An 18,193-nucleotide genomic window follows, 5' to 3' on the forward strand; every position below is an offset into this window, starting at 1 on the left:
GATGCAGCCCATCGTCCTGCGGAACGTGACCACCTGGAATCCCGACGCGCTGCCCAAGCCAGGGCAGACGATCGTCCTCGAGGCGGGGCGGGTGGCCTGGTGCGGACCGAGCACGGCGGCGCCCGACACCTCCTCGATGGTGCACGCGCGCACCATCGAGGGGGAGGGATGCCTGGTCACCCCGGCCTTCGTCGACGCCCACGCGCACGTCTCGGCCACGGGGGAGGTGCTCGGCGGCGCCGACCTCTCGGGGGCCCGGAGCGTCACCGAGGCGCTGGACCTCATCGCGGCCGCGGCGGCCCGCCAGCCGGGGGCGCCGATCTTCGCCCACTCCTGGGACGAGACCCACTGGGCCGAGAACCGGGCCCTGACCTCGGCCGAGCTCGACCGCGCCTCCGGGGACGGCGTGGTCTACGCCCCGCGGGTGGACCTGCACGCCGTCTGCGTCTCCTCGACCCTGGCCGCCGTCGCCGGGGTGTCCACGAAGGACGGGTGGGACGGCATCGGCACGGCAACCCGCGCCGCGCAGGACGCGGTGGTGCAGGCCTGGGCGGCCTCCGTCGGCCCCGAGGCGCGGCGTCGCAACATCGACCTCGCCCTCGCCGCGGCCGCCCGGGCCGGGGTGGGGACCGTGCACGAGATGGGGGCGACCAACCTCACCAACCAGGAGGACGTGCGGGACGTGGTGCTCGCCGGGGGCAACGGCCTCCCGCGCACGGCGGCCTACTGGGGCGAGCTCGTCGAGGACCCGGTGCGGGCGGGGAACCTCCGCGACGCCCTGGGGGTGGTGGGGCTCGGCGGCGACATCTACCTCGACGGCAGCTTCGGGGCCCGCAACGCCGGCCTGCTGGAGCCCTACACCGACGCGCCGGACACCACCGGCGACCTCTACCTGACCGTCAGCGAGGTCGCCGCCCACCTGGTGGCGTGCACCCTCGCCGGGGTGCAGGGGGGATTCCACGCCATCGGCGACGCGGCGATCGAGGTGGCCGCGGACGGGCTCGAGCAGGCGGCCGCCGAGCTCGGCGACGACGCCGTGCGGGCGGCGCACCACCGCATCGAGCACGCGGAGCTCCCCTCGCCCCGCGCGATGCGGATCTTCGCCCGGCTGGGTGTCACCTGTTCCATGCAGCCCATGTTCGAGGGGCTCTGGGGCGGCCCGCTGGAGCTCTACCGGCTGCGGCTGGGGGAGCGGTGGCAGCGCACCAACCCCTGGCGCACGCTCGACGAGCTCGGGGTGCCGGTCTGCTTCGGGTCGGACTCGCCGGTGACGCCCTGGGACCCATGGGGCGCACTGCGGGCGTGCGTGCGACCGCAGAACCCCGGCGGGTTGCTCACGGCCCCCCGGGCGCTGTCCCTGCACACCACGAGCGGATGGGGTGCGCTCGGCCGGCAGGGGGGAGTCGTCCGCCGCGGCGGGGAGGCCGACCTCGTGCTCTGGGACACCCCGGTGGGCTCCGTGGCCCCCCGCGAGCTGGACGACTGGGTGGCCGACTGGGACACCCCGACGGCCGTGGTCACCGTGGTGGACGGGCACGTGGCGCACGACGCCGGAATTCCCTCGGTGTAGTTCAGCTGCCGGCCATGTGCCCCTGACCTGCGCAAACGCACGTTTGCGCAGGTCAGAGCGGGATTGACTGAGCCAGTGGACAGGGTAGTTTCTGCCCATCACCGAGGCGTTCGCACAGCGAGCATCCGGTGTCGTGAGAACCGCGCTCAGTAGAAAACGTGGACGCTTCGGCACCCAGCCGGACCGCCCGCGGCCCCAACGGCGCGGTTCTCGCGGTCACCCCGCCGAGGTCCAGCCGGCGACGGGCCGGGAGCCCCAGCACGGCGCAGCCAGCGTCGCGGCCTAGACTCCCGGCGTGGTCGCCCTCCTCCAACGCCTTCTCGCCGCAGTGCTGGGGGGAACCCTTCTCTGGCTCGCCTTCCCCGATGCGGGTCTCTGGTGGGCCGCGGCCCCCGGCGTCGCCCTGGTCACCCTGGCCACCCGCGGCGCCCGCCTCGCCACCGGGGGACTGGTCGGGCTCACCGCGGGCCTGGCCCTCTTCGTGCCGCTGCTGCGGTGGTCGGGCATCTACGTGGGCGCCGACGCCTGGCTGGCCCTGGCCGGCTTCGAGGCGATCTACCTCATCGGCATGGGCATCCTGCTGGTGGCCGTGCAGCGGTGGACCTCCCGCTTCTCGTTGCCGGTCGAGGCCGCGCTGCTCCCGCCGTTGGTCGGGGCCAGCTGGGTGGTGCAGGAGTGGGTGCGCTCGACCATCCCGTGGGGCGGTTTCTCGTGGGCCCGGCTGGCCTTTTCGCAGGCCGAGGCCCCCACGCTGGCCGCCGTGCGGTGGGTGACCTCCGCCGGCCTCAGCGCCTGGGTGGGCGCCATCGGCGGGCTGCTCGCGGTCACCGCGGTCTGGGTGGCACGGCGTGCGCGCACCCGGAACGAGCCGGTGGCCGTGCCCGTCGGCGCACTGGCCGCCGCCGGGGTGCTCACCTTCGGCCCGCTCGTGCTGCCCGTGTCGCCACCGACCGGCGCCTCGCTGGACGTGCTGGCCGTCCAGGGGGACGCCCCGCAGAGCGGTTTCCGGTTCAACGAGAACGCCCGGGAGGTGCTCACCAACCACACCACGCTGGTGCACCGCGCGGCCGAGGAGGTCGAGGCGGGGGAGCGCCCCGCACCGGACGTGGTGTTCCTGCCGGAGAACGCCTCGGACGTGGACCCCACCCGCGACGAGGAGGCCGCCGGTCTGCTGGCGGAGGCCAGCTGGGCCATCGACACCCCGATGCTGGTGGGCGCGATCCTGCGCGAGCCCAGCCCGATGGTGTCGAACTCGGTGCTGCAGTACCTGCCCGGACAGGGCCCGGTGGCCCGCTACGACAAGCAGCACCCGGTGCCCTTCGGCGAGTGGATCCCACACCGCGACCTGTTCCGCCGCATCACACCCAAGGTCGACCTGGTGCCCCGGGACTTCGCGGCCGGTGACCAGATGGGCGTGATGGACGTGCCCACCGACTCCGGCGACCTGCGCGTGGGCATGGGCATCTGCTTCGAGGTGGCCTACGACGACCTCATGCGCATCCCCGTGGTGCAGGGCTCCGAGCTCCTGTTCATCCCCACGAACAACGCGAGCTTCGGCATCACCGACCAGTCCACCCAGCAGCTGGCGATCAGCCGGGTGCGGGCCATGGAGCACGCCCGATCGGTGGTGCACATCAGCACCGTCGGGGTGAGCGCCCTGCTCGGCCCGGACGGCAGCATCCTCTCCTCCCCGGACGGTGGTGAGCCGCGCGGGACCGAGCTGTTCGAGCCGGCCCTGTTGTCCGCCTCGGTGCCGCTGAACGACGGGCTCACCCTGGCCACCCGGTTGGGCAATTGGCCCACCTGGGTGCTGGCCGCCCTCGTGCTGCCCGCCGGGGTCGCGGGACTGCTACCGCCCTCAACCCGCCGGGGGAGGGCCGCGGAGGAGCGGGCATGATGGGATGTCCCGACCACCTGCCGGTGTTGACACCGGTGACCGCACCCCGACCTGTGATGGAGAACGAGGACCCGTGAGCCAGTCGACCCCCGGGCGGACGCCCCTGCAGCGCGTCGCCGTGCTGATCCCCACGTACAACGAGGCCGAGAACCTCGAGTGGATCGTCGGACGGGTGCGTGCGGCGACCCCGCAGGTGGACGTCGTCGTGCTGGACGACAACTCGCCGGACGGCACGGGGGAGATCGCCGACCGCCTGGCGGCCGCCGACCCGCAGGTGCACGTGCTGCACCGCAAGGGCAAGGAGGGCCTCGGGCGGGCCTACCTCGCCGGCTTCGAGTGGGCCCTCGCGCAGGGCTACGACGCCGCGGTCGAGATGGACGCCGACGGCTCCCACCAGCCCGAGCAGCTCCACCTGCTGCTCGAGGCAGCGGACGCCGGCGCCGACGTCGTGCTGGGCTCCCGCTGGATCCCCGGCGGCAGCGTCGTGAACTGGCCGCTGGACCGCAAGCTCATCTCCCAGGCCGGCAACCTCTACATCAAGATCGCTCTCGGCATGCCGCTGAACGACGCCACCGGCGGCTACCGCGTCTACCGGGCCTCGGCGCTGCGCGCCCTGGACCTCTCCACCGTCGACTCCGTGGGCTACTGCTTCCAGGTGGACATGGCCTGGCGCGCCGTCCGCGGCGGTCTGCGGGTGATCGAGGTGCCCATCGAGTTCGTCGAGCGGGAGCGCGGCAACTCCAAGATGGACTCCTCCATCGTCAAGGAGTCCCTGGTGCGCGTCACCCGCTGGGCGCTGGAGCACCGCTTCGGCCAGGTGCAGCGCGCCCTGGGCCGCGGTCCCGGGCAGGACGTGACCTCCCGGTGAGCCCCCGCGCCGTGCACTCGGGCACCCGCCGTCGTCGGAGGAAGCCGACCTGGCTGGTGGTGCTCAGTGCGCTGCTGCTCATCATGCCGATGGCGGAGGTCGCCGCCATCCTGCTGGTGGGCCGCCAGCTCGGCGCCTGGTGGACCATCGGGCTGCTGGTCTTCTGGTCGGCCCTGGGCGCGTGGATCGTGACCCGGGAGGGTGCCCGCACCTGGAAGGACCTCAAGCACTCGCTGAGCACCGGCCACGAGCTCTCCCGCCAGCTCACCGACGCGGCCCTGGTGCTGGTGGGTGGCACGCTGCTGCTGGCGCCGGGTTTCATCACTGATGCGATGGGGCTCTTCCTCGTGCTGCCTTTCACCCGCCCCATCACCCGCCGGGTGCTGCAGCGGGTGGTGGAGAAGAAGCTGTTGGGCGGCCTGATGGTGGGGGGAGACCCCTTCGGCGAGCACCCGATGGGCTTCGGCGGCGGCTTCCCCGGCGACTTCGGCGAGCCGGGGCCCGCTGACCCCGGCGCCCCGGGCCCCTCCGGGCGCGGCCGGCAGCCCGAGCCGCCCCGCTCCGGCAGGCCCGGGCCGACCCCCGGCGACGACGAGGTCCTCGAGGGCGAGATCATCGACGACCGCCCCTGAGGCGCTCCCGAGACCGGCGCCGGAGCACCCACCGGGTGCGCCACGCCACACCACGGTGAACTGGCGGTGAACCGTCACGTTCTGGCAGACTGAGGGTTTGCCGCTGGCGCGGCACCACCACCTCCTCACGTGACCACCGACGGGAATGTCGTCCGTTCAACGGGCGTTCACCTGTACGTGGCCCGAGGCGGCATGACGTCCAGCGAAGCGCGCTGCACCACACCGACGGACCACCAGTCACCCAGCGTCCGCCCCTTCACCGGGGCATCAGGAGTTCAAGCATGGCCGAGCGATCCCTGCGTGGCACGAACCTTTCCGCCCTCTCCATGGAGAGCGACGAGAACGTCACCTTCAGCGAGCGTCAGACCGTTCGCTACAACTGCCCCCAGGGGCACGTCATCGAGCTGCCCTTCTCGGTCGAGGCCGAGCTGCCCGCCCTGTGGGAGTGCCGCTGCGGCGGTGAGGCCAAGCTCGAGAACGGCCCCGAGCCGGAGCGCAAGCCCACCAAGCCCGTCCGCACCCACTGGGACATGCTGCTGGAGCGTCGCTCGATCCCGGAGCTGGAGGACCTCCTGGAGGAGCGTCTGCAGTTCCTCCGCGAGCGTCGCGGCGTGGCCAAGAAGAAGGCCAGCTGAAGGACCCCTCACACCTCCTGCGCGGGCCGTCCCGCTCGCGCAGGGTTGATGGAGCCCCACACACCGTTCCCCCTCTGGTGCGTGGGGCTCCTTCATGCCCGGGTGCGTTGCACAGCAGGGGCCGATGGGGTGAGCGAGGCGGGTGCGCCGCTCACCCCCATCGGGTTCAGGCTCCCGCCGGGTGCGCCCCGCCGGTCGCGGGCCCGGGGCGGCCGGACTGCTGCGGTCCGGTCGTCCCGGTCCGGGTGCCCTCGATCGTCGGGCGGCCGGAGCGCTCGGTGTCGTCCCCGGGGTGGTCGGAGCGGTCGCCGTCACCCTCAGGACGGTCGGGGCCGTCGGGGTCGTCGGCCTCGGTGTCGTCCGGCTCCGGCTGGTGGTGCCCGTGGGGCTTGCCCTGCTTCTCCAGCTCACGCTCCCGGGCCTGCGTCTGCGGGTCCGCGCCGGAGCGGGCGTCCACCTGCTCGTTCAGGTAGCGCATGATCACCACGACGCTCGCGGCCACCGGGACGGCGAGGAAGGCGCCGGGGATGCCGAACAGCGACCCACCGACGGTCACCGAGAGCAGCACTAGGCCCTCGTGCATCTGCATAGCCTTGCCCTGCACGATCGGCTGGAGGATGTTGCCCTCCACGTTCTGCACAAACAGCACGACGGCGAGCAGGATCAGGGCCTTGGTGAACCCGACGCTGACCAGCGCGACCAGGATGGACAGGATGCCCACCGCGACGGCACCGACGATCGGGACGAACCCGCCGAGGAAGGTCAGGATGATCAGGGCCCCGGCCATCGGGACGCCGAGGAGGACGAGCGCGATGCCGATCAGCACCGCATCGACGGCCGAGATGATCGCCTGGCCGCGTACGTAGCCGCCCAGGGTGCGCCACAGTCGCGTGCCCAGGGCCAGGAAGTGGGGGGCAGCGGTCCGGCCGGAGAGGCGGGAGATCCACGGCAGGAACTTCTCCCCGTCACGGACGAAGAAGAAGGTCAGCACCAGCGTCATCAGGACGGTCACGAAGGCCGAGGCGACGGCCGAGACACCGGTGAAGACGCCACCGGCGATGTCACCGCTGGCCTCCTGGATGCGCTGCGTGAGCTGGGTGATCGCCTTGTCGATCTGCGAGTCCTGGATGTTCAGCGGGGGACCGGAGGCCCAGGTCTGGACCTCCTCGATGCCCGTGACGGCACGGTCGGCCATCTGGGTGCTCTGGTCCACCAGGGAGGGAGCGATGGCGGTCAGGACACCCAGCAGGACCAGCAGCGCCCCGATGACGGTGGTCATCGCGGCCAGGCCGTCGGTCATGAACCGGCGCAGGAAGCGCGCCACGGGCTGCAGGACCGTGGTCAGGATGAGGGCGAGCAACAGGGGCAGGACCCCGACCCACAGCTTGCCGACCAGCCAGAGCACCGCGGCCAGCGCCGCCAAGATGAGCAGCAGGCGCAGGGCGAAGGCCGCCACGATCCGGAAGCCGGATGCGATCACCGCGCTGCGGTCGTCGTGGACCTCGGGGTCCTCGGGCAGGGGGGCTGCGACGTCGTCGGCCGTCCGTGAGGGACCGGTGCTGCCGAACGCATTCCGCAGTGCTGTCAGTGGTTTCACTCGGCCATCGTGTCATGCGGTGACAACCGGGGCAGGGATCCCGAGCCGCTACGGTGAGGCCCATGACCTCCCGTGCACGCCGTCCCCTCGCCCTCCGCGTCACCGCCCTCGGACTGGCGGCGGGTCTGGGACTGGCCGGGTGTTCCGGCCAGGAGGGCACGGACGACGAGTCCGGCCAGTCCAGTGTGACGAGCGCCGCGGACACGACGAGCGAGCCGAGCGAGTCCAGCGAGCCGAGCGAATCCAGCGAGCCGAGCGAACCCAGCCAGTCCAGCGAACCCAGCGAGCCGAGCACCTCGGCCTCGAGCAGTTCCTCGCGGTCCTCCTCCGGTCAGGCCGCGGGCACCCCCGCCGACCGGCCGGACGACCCGGACGCCGGCCCGGTCACGCTGGCCGTGGTCGGCGACCTGAAGCTCGCCCACCGGGCCGGCGGGGACATCCAGGCGGGCCGGGGTGACCGCGTCTTCGCCGGGGTGGCCGACGAGCTCGCCGCAGCCGACCTGACCCTCGGCAACCTGGAGACGGCCCTGGGCACGGGGGCCGACCGCGCCGGCAAGGTGAACAAGAACTACACCTTCATGTCCCCGCCCGCCGCGGTGGAGGTCCTGCAGGAGGTCGGCTTCGACCACGTGTCGCTGGCCAACAACCACGTCTACGACTTCGGCGAGCACGGCATCGTCACCACCCTGAAGCACCTCCGCGCAGCCGGCCTGCCCTTCTCCGGGGCGGGGGAGGACCCGCAGGCGGCACGCACCCCTGCGGTGCTCGAGGCCAACGGTCGCCGCATCGCGGTGTTGAACTACCTCAACGTCGAGGACGACAACCGCGTGATCCCCTTCGCGAACCGTGACTGGGAGGCCCGGGAGGACCGCGCGGGCGTGGCCTGGGGCCACCCCGAGGAGATCGCGCAGGACGTGGCCGCGGTCCGGGCGGAGGTCGACGACGTGGTCGTGATCCTCCACGCCGGGCTGGAGAACCGCACCCAGCTCAACGACGCGCAGCGCGCCATGGCCGACGCGGCTTTCGATGCGGGCGCCACGGCCGTCATCGGCCACCACGCCCACGTGCTGCAGGGGTACGACGTGCGCGAGGACAGCGGCACCTTGGTGGCCTGGGGGCTGGGCAACTTCGTCTTCGACGGCTACCCCGAGGGCGCCGAGCAGAACGACTCGGCGATCCTGAACCTCACCCTGGACGACCAGGGCGTCACCGACGTGTCCTTCACCCCGGTGGCGGTGCAGGGTGGCTACCCGGTCGCCCTGGACCCGCAGTCCGCGCGGGGCCAGCGCATCCTGGAGCGCCTGGAGTCCCTGCCCCACGAGTGACCGGTGGGCCGGGTCACCGGGGCAGGCTCGGCACGCCCTGCTCGACGGCCCGCTCCACCCGGGCCACCCGCTCGGCGTCGATGAGGCCGAGCTCGCCGGCGATGCGGGCCGCCTGGGCGTAGTCGTCCACCGCGTGTACGCCCTCTGCGCGCCACCGGGCCCGGGTCGCCTCGTCCACGTCCGTCACGCAGTGGATGAACGAGGCCACCAGGTGCTCGGGCCACCGGCGCCGAGCCGTCAGGGCCACGTCCGCGTCCGCCTGCCCGGAGTCACCGATGAACACCTGCCGGCACTCGGGGAACAGCGCCGCGTCGCGACGGATGTTGGTCACCTTGCTGCCGGCCATCAGCCGGCGGTCGACCAGGCCCCGGACGGTGCCGGTCATGATCGTGTGCGCGGGCAGGTCGTCGTCGGTGAACCCGCGCCGCGTGTAGCGCTCGATGAGGTCGCGCACCCCGCCGGGCCGGGCGGTGACGAAGGTGAGGTCCCCGGGCAGGTGGTCGTCACCGGCCGCGTCCGAGGCGTCCAGGGCCCGCAGGAACTCCACGATCCCCGGGTACACGGTGCCGCGGTCGTACCGGCGGTCGTGCAGGTTGCTCTTGAACGTGTCGTCGATGTCGCACAGCACCCGCAGCTCGTCGTGCGGCACGGCCTGCTCGGCGATGTGGTCGAGCACTCGACGGCGCTGGCGGCCGTCGAGGACGTCGTAGACGAAGTGCTCCAGGTCGTGCCCGTCGCCGCCGGCGTTGAGCAGGTACTTGACCTGCTGCAGCTCCTCGCCCTCCAGGGCGGTCAGCGCGCAGGTCACCTCCTCGCGCTCGCCGCGGGTGATGCCTCCCTGGCGCAGGGCGTTGACGATCTGCACGATGCCGTGAGGGCCGGCGGTCGCCAGGACGGTCTCGTCAAGGGTGGGGGCGGCGTTCCCGGCCGGCCGGGGCCGGACCACCAGCAGTGCGCCGGGGTCCACCGACGCGCTGAGCTCCCAGACCTCGCCGAGGGGGTCGCCGTCGAGGTGGGCCGGGGTGGGGGAGTCCGGCACGATCGTGGTCGCCGGGGTGTCGCGCCGCTCGATGCCGGGGAGGCGCTGGGCGCCGGGCAGCAACCCGGCCAGCGCGATGGTGCCCCACTCCAGCAACGGATCGGGGTCCACGGTCACCACGTGCAGGGTGCCGTCGTCCATCCGCGCCCCGGAGACCCCGACGCCCAACGGGATCGAGCCCGAGTTGGTGACCAGCAGGCTCCAGGGGCGAAGCTCCCTGCCGTCCACCTCCAGCGGCCACCCCGCATCGGCCGCGCGGCCCAGCGCGGGGCGGACGTAGGCGCGCCAGCCGTGACGCTCCTTGTCGGCGGCGGCCACGCCGCTGATGATCGCGCCGTCGTGACCCAGGCCGGCGGTCACCAGGAAGGTGCCCTGCCCCAGCCCCGCGGCGGTGCGCCAGGTGGCCCGCCCGAGGTCGATCCGGTCACCCGCGGTGGTCAGGGCCGAGGTCACCACGTGCTCGAGGGTCTTGTTGACCAGCTCGGTGAGCCCCAGGTTGCGGGCGGCCAGGTTCGCCGTCCCGGTGGGCACGATCCCCATCACGCACTCGGTGCCGGCCAGCACCTCGGCGACCAGCCGCACGGTGCCGTCGCCGCCGATCACCAGGACCCGGTCGGCCCCGGCCGCGAGCGCCTCTCGGGCCTGCTCACCGCCCGGGCTCTCGACGCTGGTCCGGAGCACCAGGGGCGCGTCCCAGCCCAGGGACTCCACGGCGCGCAGGGCCGCCACCAGTGCCGGCATCGCCAGCCGGTGCACGGGGTTGACGATGACGGCGACGACGGGGGGCTGCACGGGGGAGCGGTTCACCCGGCGCAGCCTAGCCGGGACGACGCGCCCGCCCCGGTGTCGGTGAGCCCCCGCGTGAGGCAGGATGGGGTGCACGTCGCACCGCCGGAGGACTTTCCATGGCCAAGGAACTCGACTTCATCAAGAACGTCGACCAGTTGCACGCGTTCTACACCGAGAACGTGCGCATGCTCGCGCACGCCTACGACCTGAGCGACGAGGACGCCGCCCGCATCCTGGCTCGCTTCGACTTCAACAACGTCTCGCGCGCCATCCTGCGGCCGCCCCGGGTCGACAACTTCGACGACCCCGAGACTCTCCGCCGCACCCTGGAGGACTGAGCGGCTCAGCGCCAGCTGGCAGCGTGGTAGCCGTACTCCCGGGGGCCGGGGGTGAACCCGGCGGCACGGTAGAGGCGCCCCGCATCCGAGCCGTCGTCGGCCACGATCACCCACTGGGCGGCGCCCCGGTCGGCGGCCCACTGCGCGGCGACCGCGAGCAGGTGCCGGGCCAGGCCACGCCGCCGGTGGTCCGGGTGGGTGAGGACCGACTGGTACCGCGCCAGCCGCCGCGTCGCCCCCCGGGCGTCCAGCACCACGATCCCCATCGATGCCGCGAGCTCGCCCTGCGCGGTCCAGGCCCCCACCCAGTGCCCGTGCCCCGCATCCACCAGGCGGCGGCGGGCTGCGCACTGCCCCCGGAGGAACTCCGCGTACTCGGCAGGGGGGAACTCACCGGTGGCCTCGTTCTCCGCCCGCTCGGCGGCGACCCGCTGCCCCCAGTCGGCCTCGTCGGCCAGCGGGGCCACGTGGTAGCCCGCCGGCAGGTCGGTCGATCGTGGCGCCCGCTCCGCGGTGAGGGACTCCACCACGTCGCCGGTCAGGCCGAGCGTCTCCCACGCAGCGGGTTCTGGCTCCCGCGGGAGCCCGACGGCCAGGTGCCGCGCCCCGGGGAAGGCGGCCTCGAAGCGCCGCACCCACCGGTGCGCGTCGTCCACGTCGCCGCCGGTGACCTGCAGGAAGTTGCCCCAGTGGTAGCCGGGGCGTCCGGGGGAGCGGACCACCAGGTGGTCACCGGCATCGGTCACCTGCGTGCCGGCCAGCTGGTCGATCGCGAGGTCGGTGGCCGTCGAGGGCGGCAGGCTCGGAAGCATGCCCGGAGCCTACGGCGCGAACCCTCGGGAACCGCCGGTCCGCCTCAGCGCCCGAGCCGGCCCAGCGCCTTCTCGACCGGGAACCACGGCAGGTACATCACCCCGGAGAGGTTGTGGCGGAAGGTGATGTTCATGACCAGGTAGATGCCCCAGTGCATGCCCCAGGCACCCACCGCCCAGAGCCGCCCGGCGCGGCGGTCCAGCATCACCAGCGGTGCCAGCAGCTCCAGCAGGAGCGACCCGGTCGCCAGCACCGTCCACAGCCGGGTGTACGGGTACAGGCGCAGCCCCAGGCCACCGGCCGAGGAGCCCAGGAGCTCCTTGCGCAGCCCGTCGGCCGCCACCTGGCGGCGCATGCCCTCGCCGCGGGCCCACGCCCACCCGGAGGCACCGCGGACCTTCGCCACGCCCGCCAGCCAGTAGGTGACCAGCGTGACCGCCTGCATGCCGCGGTGCGGCGCGGCGTAGCGCCAGTTGCCGGCCGGGCCCCCGACGGCCCGGGCGCCCGGGGCCAGGGCGTCGGCGCTGCGGGTGAACCCCAGGACGGCGGTGTGCAGCGCCAGGTTGTTGTCGTTGTGGAAGATCATCGACCACGAGTTGCGGTAGGACAGCGTCCACAGCAGCAGCCCGGCGTGCAGGGGGCCGACGACGCGGTGGCGGATGCCCACGGTGAACGCGAGGTCCGTCGCCATCGTGGCCCACACCAGGGCGTCGGCCACGCGCGGCGGCAGCGGCCGGCGCAGGACCTTGCAGGGCCCCACGGGGGCGAACAGCGCGGGATCGGTGCGGTGCACCTTGGCGAACATCCGGATGCGGGGGCGCAGGTACCAGGCCGTGTACGCGCCGGTGGCGATGCGCAGCACCGCCGGGCGGGTGGCCGGGGTGTCCGGCAGGATGCGCCGGTCCAGCTGGCCCGCGAGGCGACGCACGACGCGCAGCGCCCGCTGGAGGCCGGAGGCGTGTGGGAGGGAGGTGTGCATAGCGACTTCCTGGGGGTCGGGGGCTCAGAGGGCGGGCTTGGTGGGGGACTCGTGCTCGGCAGCCGGGTCGGTGGCGGCCACCACCTCGGCCACGGACGGGTCGGGGTCGCGCGGGACGACGGCCTCGGCCCGGACGGTGCGCCCGCGGGGCGTGCGGTCCCCTCCGAAGAAGGTGTCGTAGCGGTGGCGGCTGGTAACCACCTGCACCCGCTCGATGCGGTGCTCGGTCGACCCGCCGCTGAGGGCCACCGACTCGGCGACCGTGCGCGCCACCGCATCGGCCCGCCCCTGCTTCACGCGGCGCGTGATCTGGCGGCGGATCTGGTTCAGGCCACCGGAGCCGGCGTGCCGGAAGTGCAGCAGGTGCTCCCCGCCCTCGGCGTCGAGACCGATGAGGTGGTGCACCGTGCCGGTGGCGCCCCGCTTGGCGGAGAACATCGGGTAGTAGGACAGTGGGAAGTCGTCCACGCGCTCGGGGCGGGGGCGCCAGTTCTGCACCACGGGGGAGGCCACCAGGGCCACCAGGGCGGTGCCGGCCAGGTAGGTGGCCCGCTTGGTGCGGTCGTCGGGGGTCATGGGTGACTCCTGGGATCGGGGGGATCGGGGGTGTGTGGGTGGGGGTGTGGGCGCAGGTGGGGGAGCGGGGGTCAGCGGGGCGGAGCCAGCGGTTCGGGCCGCAGACCGAGGTCGCGCAACGCGGCGGCCGCGGCGTGGGCACCGGCCATGCCATGAACACCCCCACCGGGTGGCGCGGAGGCCGAGCACAGGTACAGCCCCGGCCCCAGGTCGTAGGGAGAGAGGGTGGGCCGCGGTCGCAGCACCAGCTGGGTGCCGGCCATGGAGCCGCCCACGACGTCACCCCCCACCAGGTTGGCGTTGCGGGCCTGCAGGTCGGCCGGGGAGCTGTTCACGCGACGCACGATGCGGTCGCGGAAGCCCGGCGCGAAGCGCTCGATCTGGGCGTCCACCAGCGGCCCGGCCGCCTGGCGGGTGCCCGGCGCGAGGTGCGCGTAGGCGTACAGCACCGTCTGCCCGCCGGGTGCGCGCCCGGCATCGAACAGGCTCTGCTGGGACACCAGGACGAAGGGGCGCTCGGGGTCCTGCCCGCGGTGGGTCAGGCCCTCGGCGGTGGCGAGCTCCTCCAGGGTGCCGCCCACGTGCACGGTGCCCGCGCCGTTCACCCGCGGGTCGGCCCACGGCACCGGGCCGTCGAGGAGGTAGTCCACCTTGTACAGCCCGGGACCGTGGCGCCAGGCGCTCAGGCCGCTGCGGACGGCCGGCGCCAGGCGGTCCCCGGCCAGGGCGACGGCGGCGGCGGGCGTGGTGTCCAGCATCGTCACCGCGGGGGCCCGGCCGTGGGCGTCGGCGAGCTGGCGCAGGTCGGTCACGGGCGATGAGGTGACGACACGCCCGCCGTGGGCCGTCAGCTCCGCGACCAGCGCGTCGGCGATCGCCTGCGAGCCGCCGCGGGCCACCGGCCACCCCACGGCGTGGCCCGCGGCCCCGAAGAGCACGCCGAACACGCTGGTGAGCGGGTGGTGCAGGGGCATCACCGAGTGTGCGGCCAGCCCAGCAAACAGGGCACGGGTGGCCGGCTGCCGGAAGAGCGCCCGGGCCAGGACGGTGGACGGGGCGAGCCCGCGCAGACCGAAGCGGGCCAGGGCCACGGGGTGCCGCGGGACGCGCAGCAGCGGACCGAGGGCGGCCGGGACGATGCGGTCGAAGTCCGCGACGGCGGGGCCCACGAGACGGCGCCAGGCAGCCCCGTCCACCCCGAGGTCCTCGGCGGTGCGGGCCAGGTCGCGGTGCAGGAGCGCAGCGGGGCCCTGCTCCAGCGGGTGGGCCAGGGGGAGATCGGGATGCACCCACTGAAGCCCGTGGCGCTCCAGACCGAGGGCGGAGAAGAACGGGCTCGCGACCCCGAAGGGGTGCACCCCTGCGCCGAGGTCCACCACGGTGCCGGGCCCCAGCGCGGGGGCCGACCGCAGCGCGCCGCCGGGGGAGCTCGCGGCCTCGTGGACGGTCACCTCCAGGCCGGCCCGGGCCAGCGCGACGGCGGCCGCGAGCCCGTTGGGCCCGGAGCCGACCACCGCCGCGGTGTGCCCAGCGCCCCCTGCCACCGCGCGACCGGGGAGGGGGGTTCCGGCGGTGCGGCGGTGCGTGAGGGGGTGGCGCTGGGTCATGGCTCTCCTTGCGTGGTCCTCGCGGAGGGGGTCCTGCGAGGTGGTCACCACGGTAGGCAGACAGCGTGATGGCCCGGTGAGGCGTTCATGAGGGGATGCTCATGCGCAGGGCGTCTTTGAACCTGTTCAAAACAAAGCTAGGCTGCGGGCATGGCCCAGAAGTCAGAACAGACCCGGCAGGTGGTGCTCGACACCGCACTGCGCCTCTTCCGGCAGGAGGGTTACGCGGCCACCACCATGCGCCGCATCGCCACCGAGGCCGGGCTCTCGCCCTCGAACGCGTACTACTACTTCTCCGGCAAGGACGAGCTCGTGCAGGAGCTCTACCGGCAGCTGCAGGCCGAGCACCGGTTGGCGGCCGCGCCTGGCATCGAGCCCGGGGCCCGCCTGGAGGTGAATCTCGCCCACGTGCTGCACCACGGCCTGGACACCAACGCCCCGTACCACGCGTTCGGCTCCACCCTGCTGGCCAGCGCGTTGGCGCCCGGGTCCCCCGTGAACCCCTTCGGCCCCGACCAGGCCGAGGCCCGCGAGGCCGCGACCGGGTTGATGGCCGAGGTCGTGCGGGCCTCCTCGGGCGTGCCCGGCGGCGCCCTCGGCGAGCGCCTGCCGCACCTGCTCTGGCTGGCATACATGGGGGTGACCCTCTTCTGGGTGCTGGACACCTCCGAGGAGCAACGGCGCACGCGCGTCCTGGTCGACGGGGCGGCGCCGCTGATCTCCCGGGTGCTGCGCCTCTCCCGGCTGCCCGTGGGACGCGGGCTCACCGAGGACGCCCTGGGGTTGATGGACCGGCTCACCACCGTGGCCGAGCAGGCGGACGGCCGGGCATGAGCACCCTGCGCACGGTCGTGCTCGCCGGGGCCTCCGGCTTCATGGGGCAGCACCTGCGGGCCCGCCTCGTGGCCGATGGGGTGCACGTGCGCACCATCGGCCGCTCCGTGGACGCCGACGCGCGCTGGGGGCAGGGGCTCAGCGGCGTGCTCGAGGACGCCGATGCGCTGGTGAACCTCGCCGGCCGGTCGGTCAGCTGCCGCTACACGAAGGCCACCATCGACGAGATCTTCACCAGCCGCACGCAGACCACCCGGGCGCTGGGGGAGGCGCTCGCCGCGTGCGACGCGCCACCGGCGGTGTGGGTGAACGCCTCCACAGGCACCATCTACCGCGACGCCCGCGACCGCCCGCAGGACGAGGCCACCGGGGAGCTCGGGACCGGGTTCTCGGTGGAGGTCGCGCGGGCCTGGGAACGCGAGTTGTTCACGCCCCGGCTGCCCGCGGTGCGTCGGGTGGCGCTGCGCACCTCCATCGTGCTCGGGAACGGCGGGGCGCTGAACGCGATCGTGAACCTCGCACGGCTCGGCGCCGGCGGCCACCAGGGGGACGGCGGCCAGGTCTTCAGCTGGGTCCACCTGGAGGACGTGTACCGCGCAGTGCGGCACGTGCTGGCCGACGAAGGCACCAGCGGCCCGGTGAACCTGGCGACCCCGCACCCGGTGACCAACGCCGAGCTGATGCGCACCGTCCGCGCGCACTTCGGCGGTCTGGGGGAGCGCGTCGGCCTGCCGACCCCGGCGTGGGCGCTGGGGCTGGGCGGTCGGGTGATCCGCACCGAGCCGGAGCTCGTGCTCAAGAGCCGCTGGGTCCACCCCGGGGTGCTGCTGGACTCCGGGTTCACCTGGGCGTTCCCCACCCTGGACGAGGCGCTCGCGGACATCGCCGCCACCACCCCGCGTGGCCTGCTCCCGGTGCAGCTCGGCTGAGGCCACGGGCCACGGGCCACGGGCCACGGGCCAGGAGACCACCCGCTCAGCGGGAACTTCACCACACCCTGAGCGGGCCGGGGTGGCCGCTCACCCCATCAGGTCCTTCAGGATCTCCAGGCCCGCGTCCTCGAAGGCCACGTCGCCCACCTGGTGGGCCCAGACGGCCTGCGCGATGGCGCCCCGCACGCGCACCCGCCACCACCAGTCGGCGTCCGGGGCGTCGTCGACGCGGGGGTCATGGCCGTAGCCGTCCAGGAAGGCCCGCTCCAGGGCGCCGTCGCGGCGGAAGTCCTGCTCCCCGAGCCGCCCGAGGTCGACGGCGGCGGGCTTGAGCTCGACCTTGCCGAAGTCGATGAAGGACACCTGCCGGTCGTGCACCAGCCAGTTGCGCGGCTGGGCGTCGTCGTGGACGGGCACGACCGTCACCGGGGGAGCGGGCCAGCCCTCCACCCGTGCCACCAGGCGGCGCGCGAGGCCGGGCTCGATGCGGTGCGGCCGCGCCAGCCACTCGAGCGCCCGGGCGTTCTGCCGGGCCTCGAACGCGTCGTCCACCTGCCGGTGCTGCCCGTGCAGCACGGCCAGGAGCTCCCCGGCCTGGCGGTAGGTCTCCGGGTCGTCCTGCGCGGGGTGGCCCTCGACGAGCACGCCCGGCAGCCACGCGGTGACCACCAGCCGCAGCTCCCGGTCGGCGTGCACCAGCCGCGGCGCCCGACCCCGCTCCACCAGGGGCGCCAGCCACCGCTCGTGGGCGGTGACCTCCCGGTCCATGTGGTGGTCACCGGGGAAGCCGGCCTTCACCACCACGTCCTGGCCACCGCTGCGCACGCGCAGCACGGTGCGTTGCGCCAAGGCGGACCACGAGTGGTCGGCGACGAGCTCGCCATCGGGCAGCCAGGCCCTCAGACGGGCGTCCTGCGCGGCGTCCAGCCCCGGGTGCAGGGGCCGGTCAGGCGACATCGGGCGCCGGGTCCGCCCCGGCGCGCTGGGCACCCGGTGGCGAGACGGCCACGGCCGCACCGCTCTCGCGGGCGCGCACGGTCTGCCGCAGGCCGGACATCTGCCGGTCGAGCTCCCACGCGGTGACGGCGGACTCCCGGAGGGTCTCGCCCACGTCATCGGGCACCTCGTCGTGGTACTTGTACCGGATCTGGTGCTCCACGCTCGCCCAGAAGTCCATGGCGATGGTGCGGATCTGGATCTCCACCGGCACCTCCAGGGTCTCCTCGGCCAGGAATACCGGCACGGTGACGATCAGGTGCAGCGAGCGGTAGCCGTTGGGCTTGGGGTGGGAGATGTAGTCCTTGGTCTCCAAGACCGTCAGGTCGGGCTGGCCCATCAGCATCTCGGCCAGCCGGAAGGTGTCCTCGATGTACGGGCAGGTCACGCGCACCCCGGCGATGTCGCGGATCTCGGTGGCCACCACGTCGAGGTCCGGGCCGCAGCCCAGCCGGTTCATCTTGTGCAGGATCGAGTCGAAGGACTTCACCCGGTGCTTCACGTGCTCGATGGGGCCGCGCGTCCCCCGCGCCTCGGCCTCCTCGGCGAGGATGTCGATCTTGGTGAGCACCTCGTCCAGCGCGAACTTGTAGCGCAGCCGGAACTCCGAGAGCCGGGCGCCGATGGCGCGGGCCACCTCGTCGGGGTCGCGTTCCTCCACGTCGTCCCCGGCGAGCGCCATCACGAGGTCGATCGAGGTCATGGGCACGTCGTTGGCCATGGACGAACCGTAGGGCCGGTGGCTGGGAATCCGATGAAGGTCGGG

At 73.6% G+C, this 18,193-nt stretch carries 17 protein-coding genes; 9 read left to right on the forward strand and 8 right to left on the reverse strand.

What is annotated here, in order from left to right:
- Position 1 precedes the first annotated feature (1 nt).
- From KSED_RS06875 to KSED_RS06895, 5 genes are all read left to right on the forward strand, one after another.
- Positions 2-1,570 carry an amidohydrolase gene (locus tag KSED_RS06875; protein WP_015779379.1) on the forward strand — a complete coding sequence of 523 codons (1,569 nt, stop codon included), beginning with the start codon at positions 2-4 and terminating at the stop codon, positions 1,568-1,570.
- A 295-nt stretch (positions 1,571-1,865) separates the two neighbouring features.
- Positions 1,866-3,467, forward strand: coding sequence for an apolipoprotein N-acyltransferase (gene lnt / locus KSED_RS06880; protein ID WP_015779380.1), 1,602 nt, complete (start codon positions 1,866-1,868; stop codon positions 3,465-3,467).
- Between the two features lie 73 nt (positions 3,468-3,540).
- Entirely contained in the window at positions 3,541-4,335 is a 795-nt protein-coding gene (locus KSED_RS06885) for a polyprenol monophosphomannose synthase (protein ID WP_015779381.1), read from the forward strand.
- Positions 4,332-4,967 (forward strand): FxsA family protein, encoded by a 636-nt coding sequence (locus tag KSED_RS06890; protein ID WP_015779382.1) that lies wholly within the window; start codon positions 4,332-4,334, stop codon positions 4,965-4,967. Before KSED_RS06885 ends, KSED_RS06890 begins: the two co-directional genes overlap by 4 nt.
- A 281-nt stretch (positions 4,968-5,248) precedes the next feature.
- Positions 5,249-5,602, forward strand: a complete 354-nt coding sequence (locus KSED_RS06895; protein WP_015779383.1) for an RNA polymerase-binding protein RbpA — start codon at positions 5,249-5,251, stop codon at positions 5,600-5,602.
- 166 nt (positions 5,603-5,768) lie between these two features.
- Here KSED_RS06895 and KSED_RS06900 read toward each other — a convergent pair whose 3' ends face one another.
- Positions 5,769-7,199 (reverse strand): AI-2E family transporter, encoded by a 1,431-nt coding sequence (locus KSED_RS06900; RefSeq protein ID WP_015779384.1) that lies wholly within the window; start codon positions 7,197-7,199, stop codon positions 5,769-5,771.
- Between the two features lie 62 nt (positions 7,200-7,261).
- On the opposite strand from KSED_RS06900, the gene KSED_RS06905 reads away from it, so the two are divergent.
- Positions 7,262-8,524: a CapA family protein gene (locus KSED_RS06905; RefSeq protein ID WP_015779385.1), complete on the forward strand. Its 1,263-nt coding sequence runs from the start codon at positions 7,262-7,264 to the stop codon at positions 8,522-8,524.
- Between the two features lie 13 nt (positions 8,525-8,537).
- On the opposite strand, the gene KSED_RS13625 is transcribed toward KSED_RS06905, so the two are convergent.
- A complete protein-coding gene (locus KSED_RS13625) occupies positions 8,538-10,370 on the reverse strand; it encodes a diacylglycerol kinase family protein (protein WP_015779386.1) in 1,833 nt (610 codons plus the stop codon).
- Between the two features lie 98 nt (positions 10,371-10,468).
- Here KSED_RS13625 and KSED_RS06920 point away from each other — a divergent pair, with 98 nt between their 5' ends.
- On the forward strand, positions 10,469-10,690 hold the full coding sequence (locus KSED_RS06920) for a hypothetical protein (protein WP_015779387.1): 222 nt from the start codon (positions 10,469-10,471) through the stop codon (positions 10,688-10,690).
- Between the two features lie 5 nt (positions 10,691-10,695).
- On the opposite strand, the gene KSED_RS06925 is transcribed toward KSED_RS06920, so the two are convergent.
- The 4 genes from KSED_RS06925 to KSED_RS06940 form a co-directional block, all read right to left on the reverse strand.
- A complete protein-coding gene (locus KSED_RS06925; protein WP_015779388.1) occupies positions 10,696-11,502 on the reverse strand; it encodes a GNAT family N-acetyltransferase in 807 nt (268 codons plus the stop codon).
- A 44-nt stretch (positions 11,503-11,546) separates the two neighbouring features.
- Positions 11,547-12,482, reverse strand: coding sequence for a hypothetical protein (locus KSED_RS06930; RefSeq protein ID WP_015779389.1), 936 nt, complete (start codon positions 12,480-12,482; stop codon positions 11,547-11,549).
- A gap of 24 nt (positions 12,483-12,506) precedes the next feature.
- Positions 12,507-13,058 carry a hypothetical protein gene (locus tag KSED_RS06935; protein ID WP_015779390.1) on the reverse strand — a complete coding sequence of 184 codons (552 nt, stop codon included), beginning with the start codon at positions 13,056-13,058 and terminating at the stop codon, positions 12,507-12,509.
- 71 nt (positions 13,059-13,129) lie between these two features.
- Positions 13,130-14,665 (reverse strand): phytoene desaturase family protein, encoded by a 1,536-nt coding sequence (locus KSED_RS06940; protein ID WP_015779391.1) that lies wholly within the window; start codon positions 14,663-14,665, stop codon positions 13,130-13,132.
- Positions 14,666-14,815: 150 nt separating this feature from the next.
- Between KSED_RS06940 and KSED_RS06945 the strand changes: the two genes are divergently transcribed.
- Together KSED_RS06945 and KSED_RS06950 are read left to right on the forward strand one after the other, a co-directional pair.
- Positions 14,816-15,499 (forward strand): TetR/AcrR family transcriptional regulator, encoded by a 684-nt coding sequence (locus KSED_RS06945; protein WP_015779392.1) that lies wholly within the window; start codon positions 14,816-14,818, stop codon positions 15,497-15,499.
- Positions 15,496-16,428, forward strand: coding sequence for a TIGR01777 family oxidoreductase (locus tag KSED_RS06950; RefSeq protein WP_015779393.1), 933 nt, complete (start codon positions 15,496-15,498; stop codon positions 16,426-16,428). Before KSED_RS06945 ends, KSED_RS06950 begins: the two co-directional genes overlap by 4 nt.
- Positions 16,429-16,518: 90 nt before the next feature.
- On the opposite strand, the gene KSED_RS06955 is transcribed toward KSED_RS06950, so the two are convergent.
- Together KSED_RS06955 and KSED_RS06960 are read right to left on the reverse strand one after the other, a co-directional pair.
- A complete protein-coding gene (locus KSED_RS06955) occupies positions 16,519-17,388 on the reverse strand; it encodes an aminoglycoside phosphotransferase/kinase family protein (protein WP_015779394.1) in 870 nt (289 codons plus the stop codon).
- Entirely contained in the window at positions 17,378-18,148 is a 771-nt protein-coding gene (locus KSED_RS06960; protein ID WP_015779395.1) for a GTP pyrophosphokinase, read from the reverse strand. Before KSED_RS06960 ends, KSED_RS06955 begins: the two co-directional genes overlap by 11 nt.
- Positions 18,149-18,193: the final 45 nt, after the last annotated feature.

Source organism: Kytococcus sedentarius DSM 20547 (genome assembly GCF_000023925.1).
GTDB classification, from domain to species: Bacteria; Actinomycetota; Actinomycetes; order Actinomycetales; family Dermatophilaceae; genus Kytococcus; species Kytococcus sedentarius.

What these genes read in the sequence shown, in the direction of transcription:
- KSED_RS06875 (WP_015779379.1), top strand. Translation starts at nt 2, where the DNA reads ATGCAGCCCATCGTCCTGCGGAACGTGACCACCTGGAATCCCGACGCG.
- KSED_RS06895 (WP_015779383.1), top strand. Translation starts at nt 5,249, where the DNA reads ATGGCCGAGCGATCCCTGCGTGGCACGAACCTTTCCGCCCTCTCCATG.
- KSED_RS06905 (WP_015779385.1), top strand. Translation starts at nt 7,262, where the DNA reads ATGACCTCCCGTGCACGCCGTCCCCTCGCCCTCCGCGTCACCGCCCTC.
- KSED_RS06920 (WP_015779387.1), top strand. Translation starts at nt 10,469, where the DNA reads ATGGCCAAGGAACTCGACTTCATCAAGAACGTCGACCAGTTGCACGCG.
- KSED_RS06925 (WP_015779388.1), bottom strand. Translation starts at nt 11,502, where the DNA reads ATGCTTCCGAGCCTGCCGCCCTCGACGGCCACCGACCTCGCGATCGAC.
- KSED_RS06930 (WP_015779389.1), bottom strand. Translation starts at nt 12,482, where the DNA reads ATGCACACCTCCCTCCCACACGCCTCCGGCCTCCAGCGGGCGCTGCGC.
- KSED_RS06935 (WP_015779390.1), bottom strand. Translation starts at nt 13,058, where the DNA reads ATGACCCCCGACGACCGCACCAAGCGGGCCACCTACCTGGCCGGCACC.
- KSED_RS06940 (WP_015779391.1), bottom strand. Translation starts at nt 14,665, where the DNA reads ATGACCCAGCGCCACCCCCTCACGCACCGCCGCACCGCCGGAACCCCC.
- KSED_RS06945 (WP_015779392.1), top strand. Translation starts at nt 14,816, where the DNA reads ATGGCCCAGAAGTCAGAACAGACCCGGCAGGTGGTGCTCGACACCGCA.
- KSED_RS06950 (WP_015779393.1), top strand. Translation starts at nt 15,496, where the DNA reads ATGAGCACCCTGCGCACGGTCGTGCTCGCCGGGGCCTCCGGCTTCATG.
- KSED_RS06955 (WP_015779394.1), bottom strand. Translation starts at nt 17,388, where the DNA reads ATGTCGCCTGACCGGCCCCTGCACCCGGGGCTGGACGCCGCGCAGGAC.
- KSED_RS06960 (WP_015779395.1), bottom strand. Translation starts at nt 18,148, where the DNA reads ATGGCCAACGACGTGCCCATGACCTCGATCGACCTCGTGATGGCGCTC.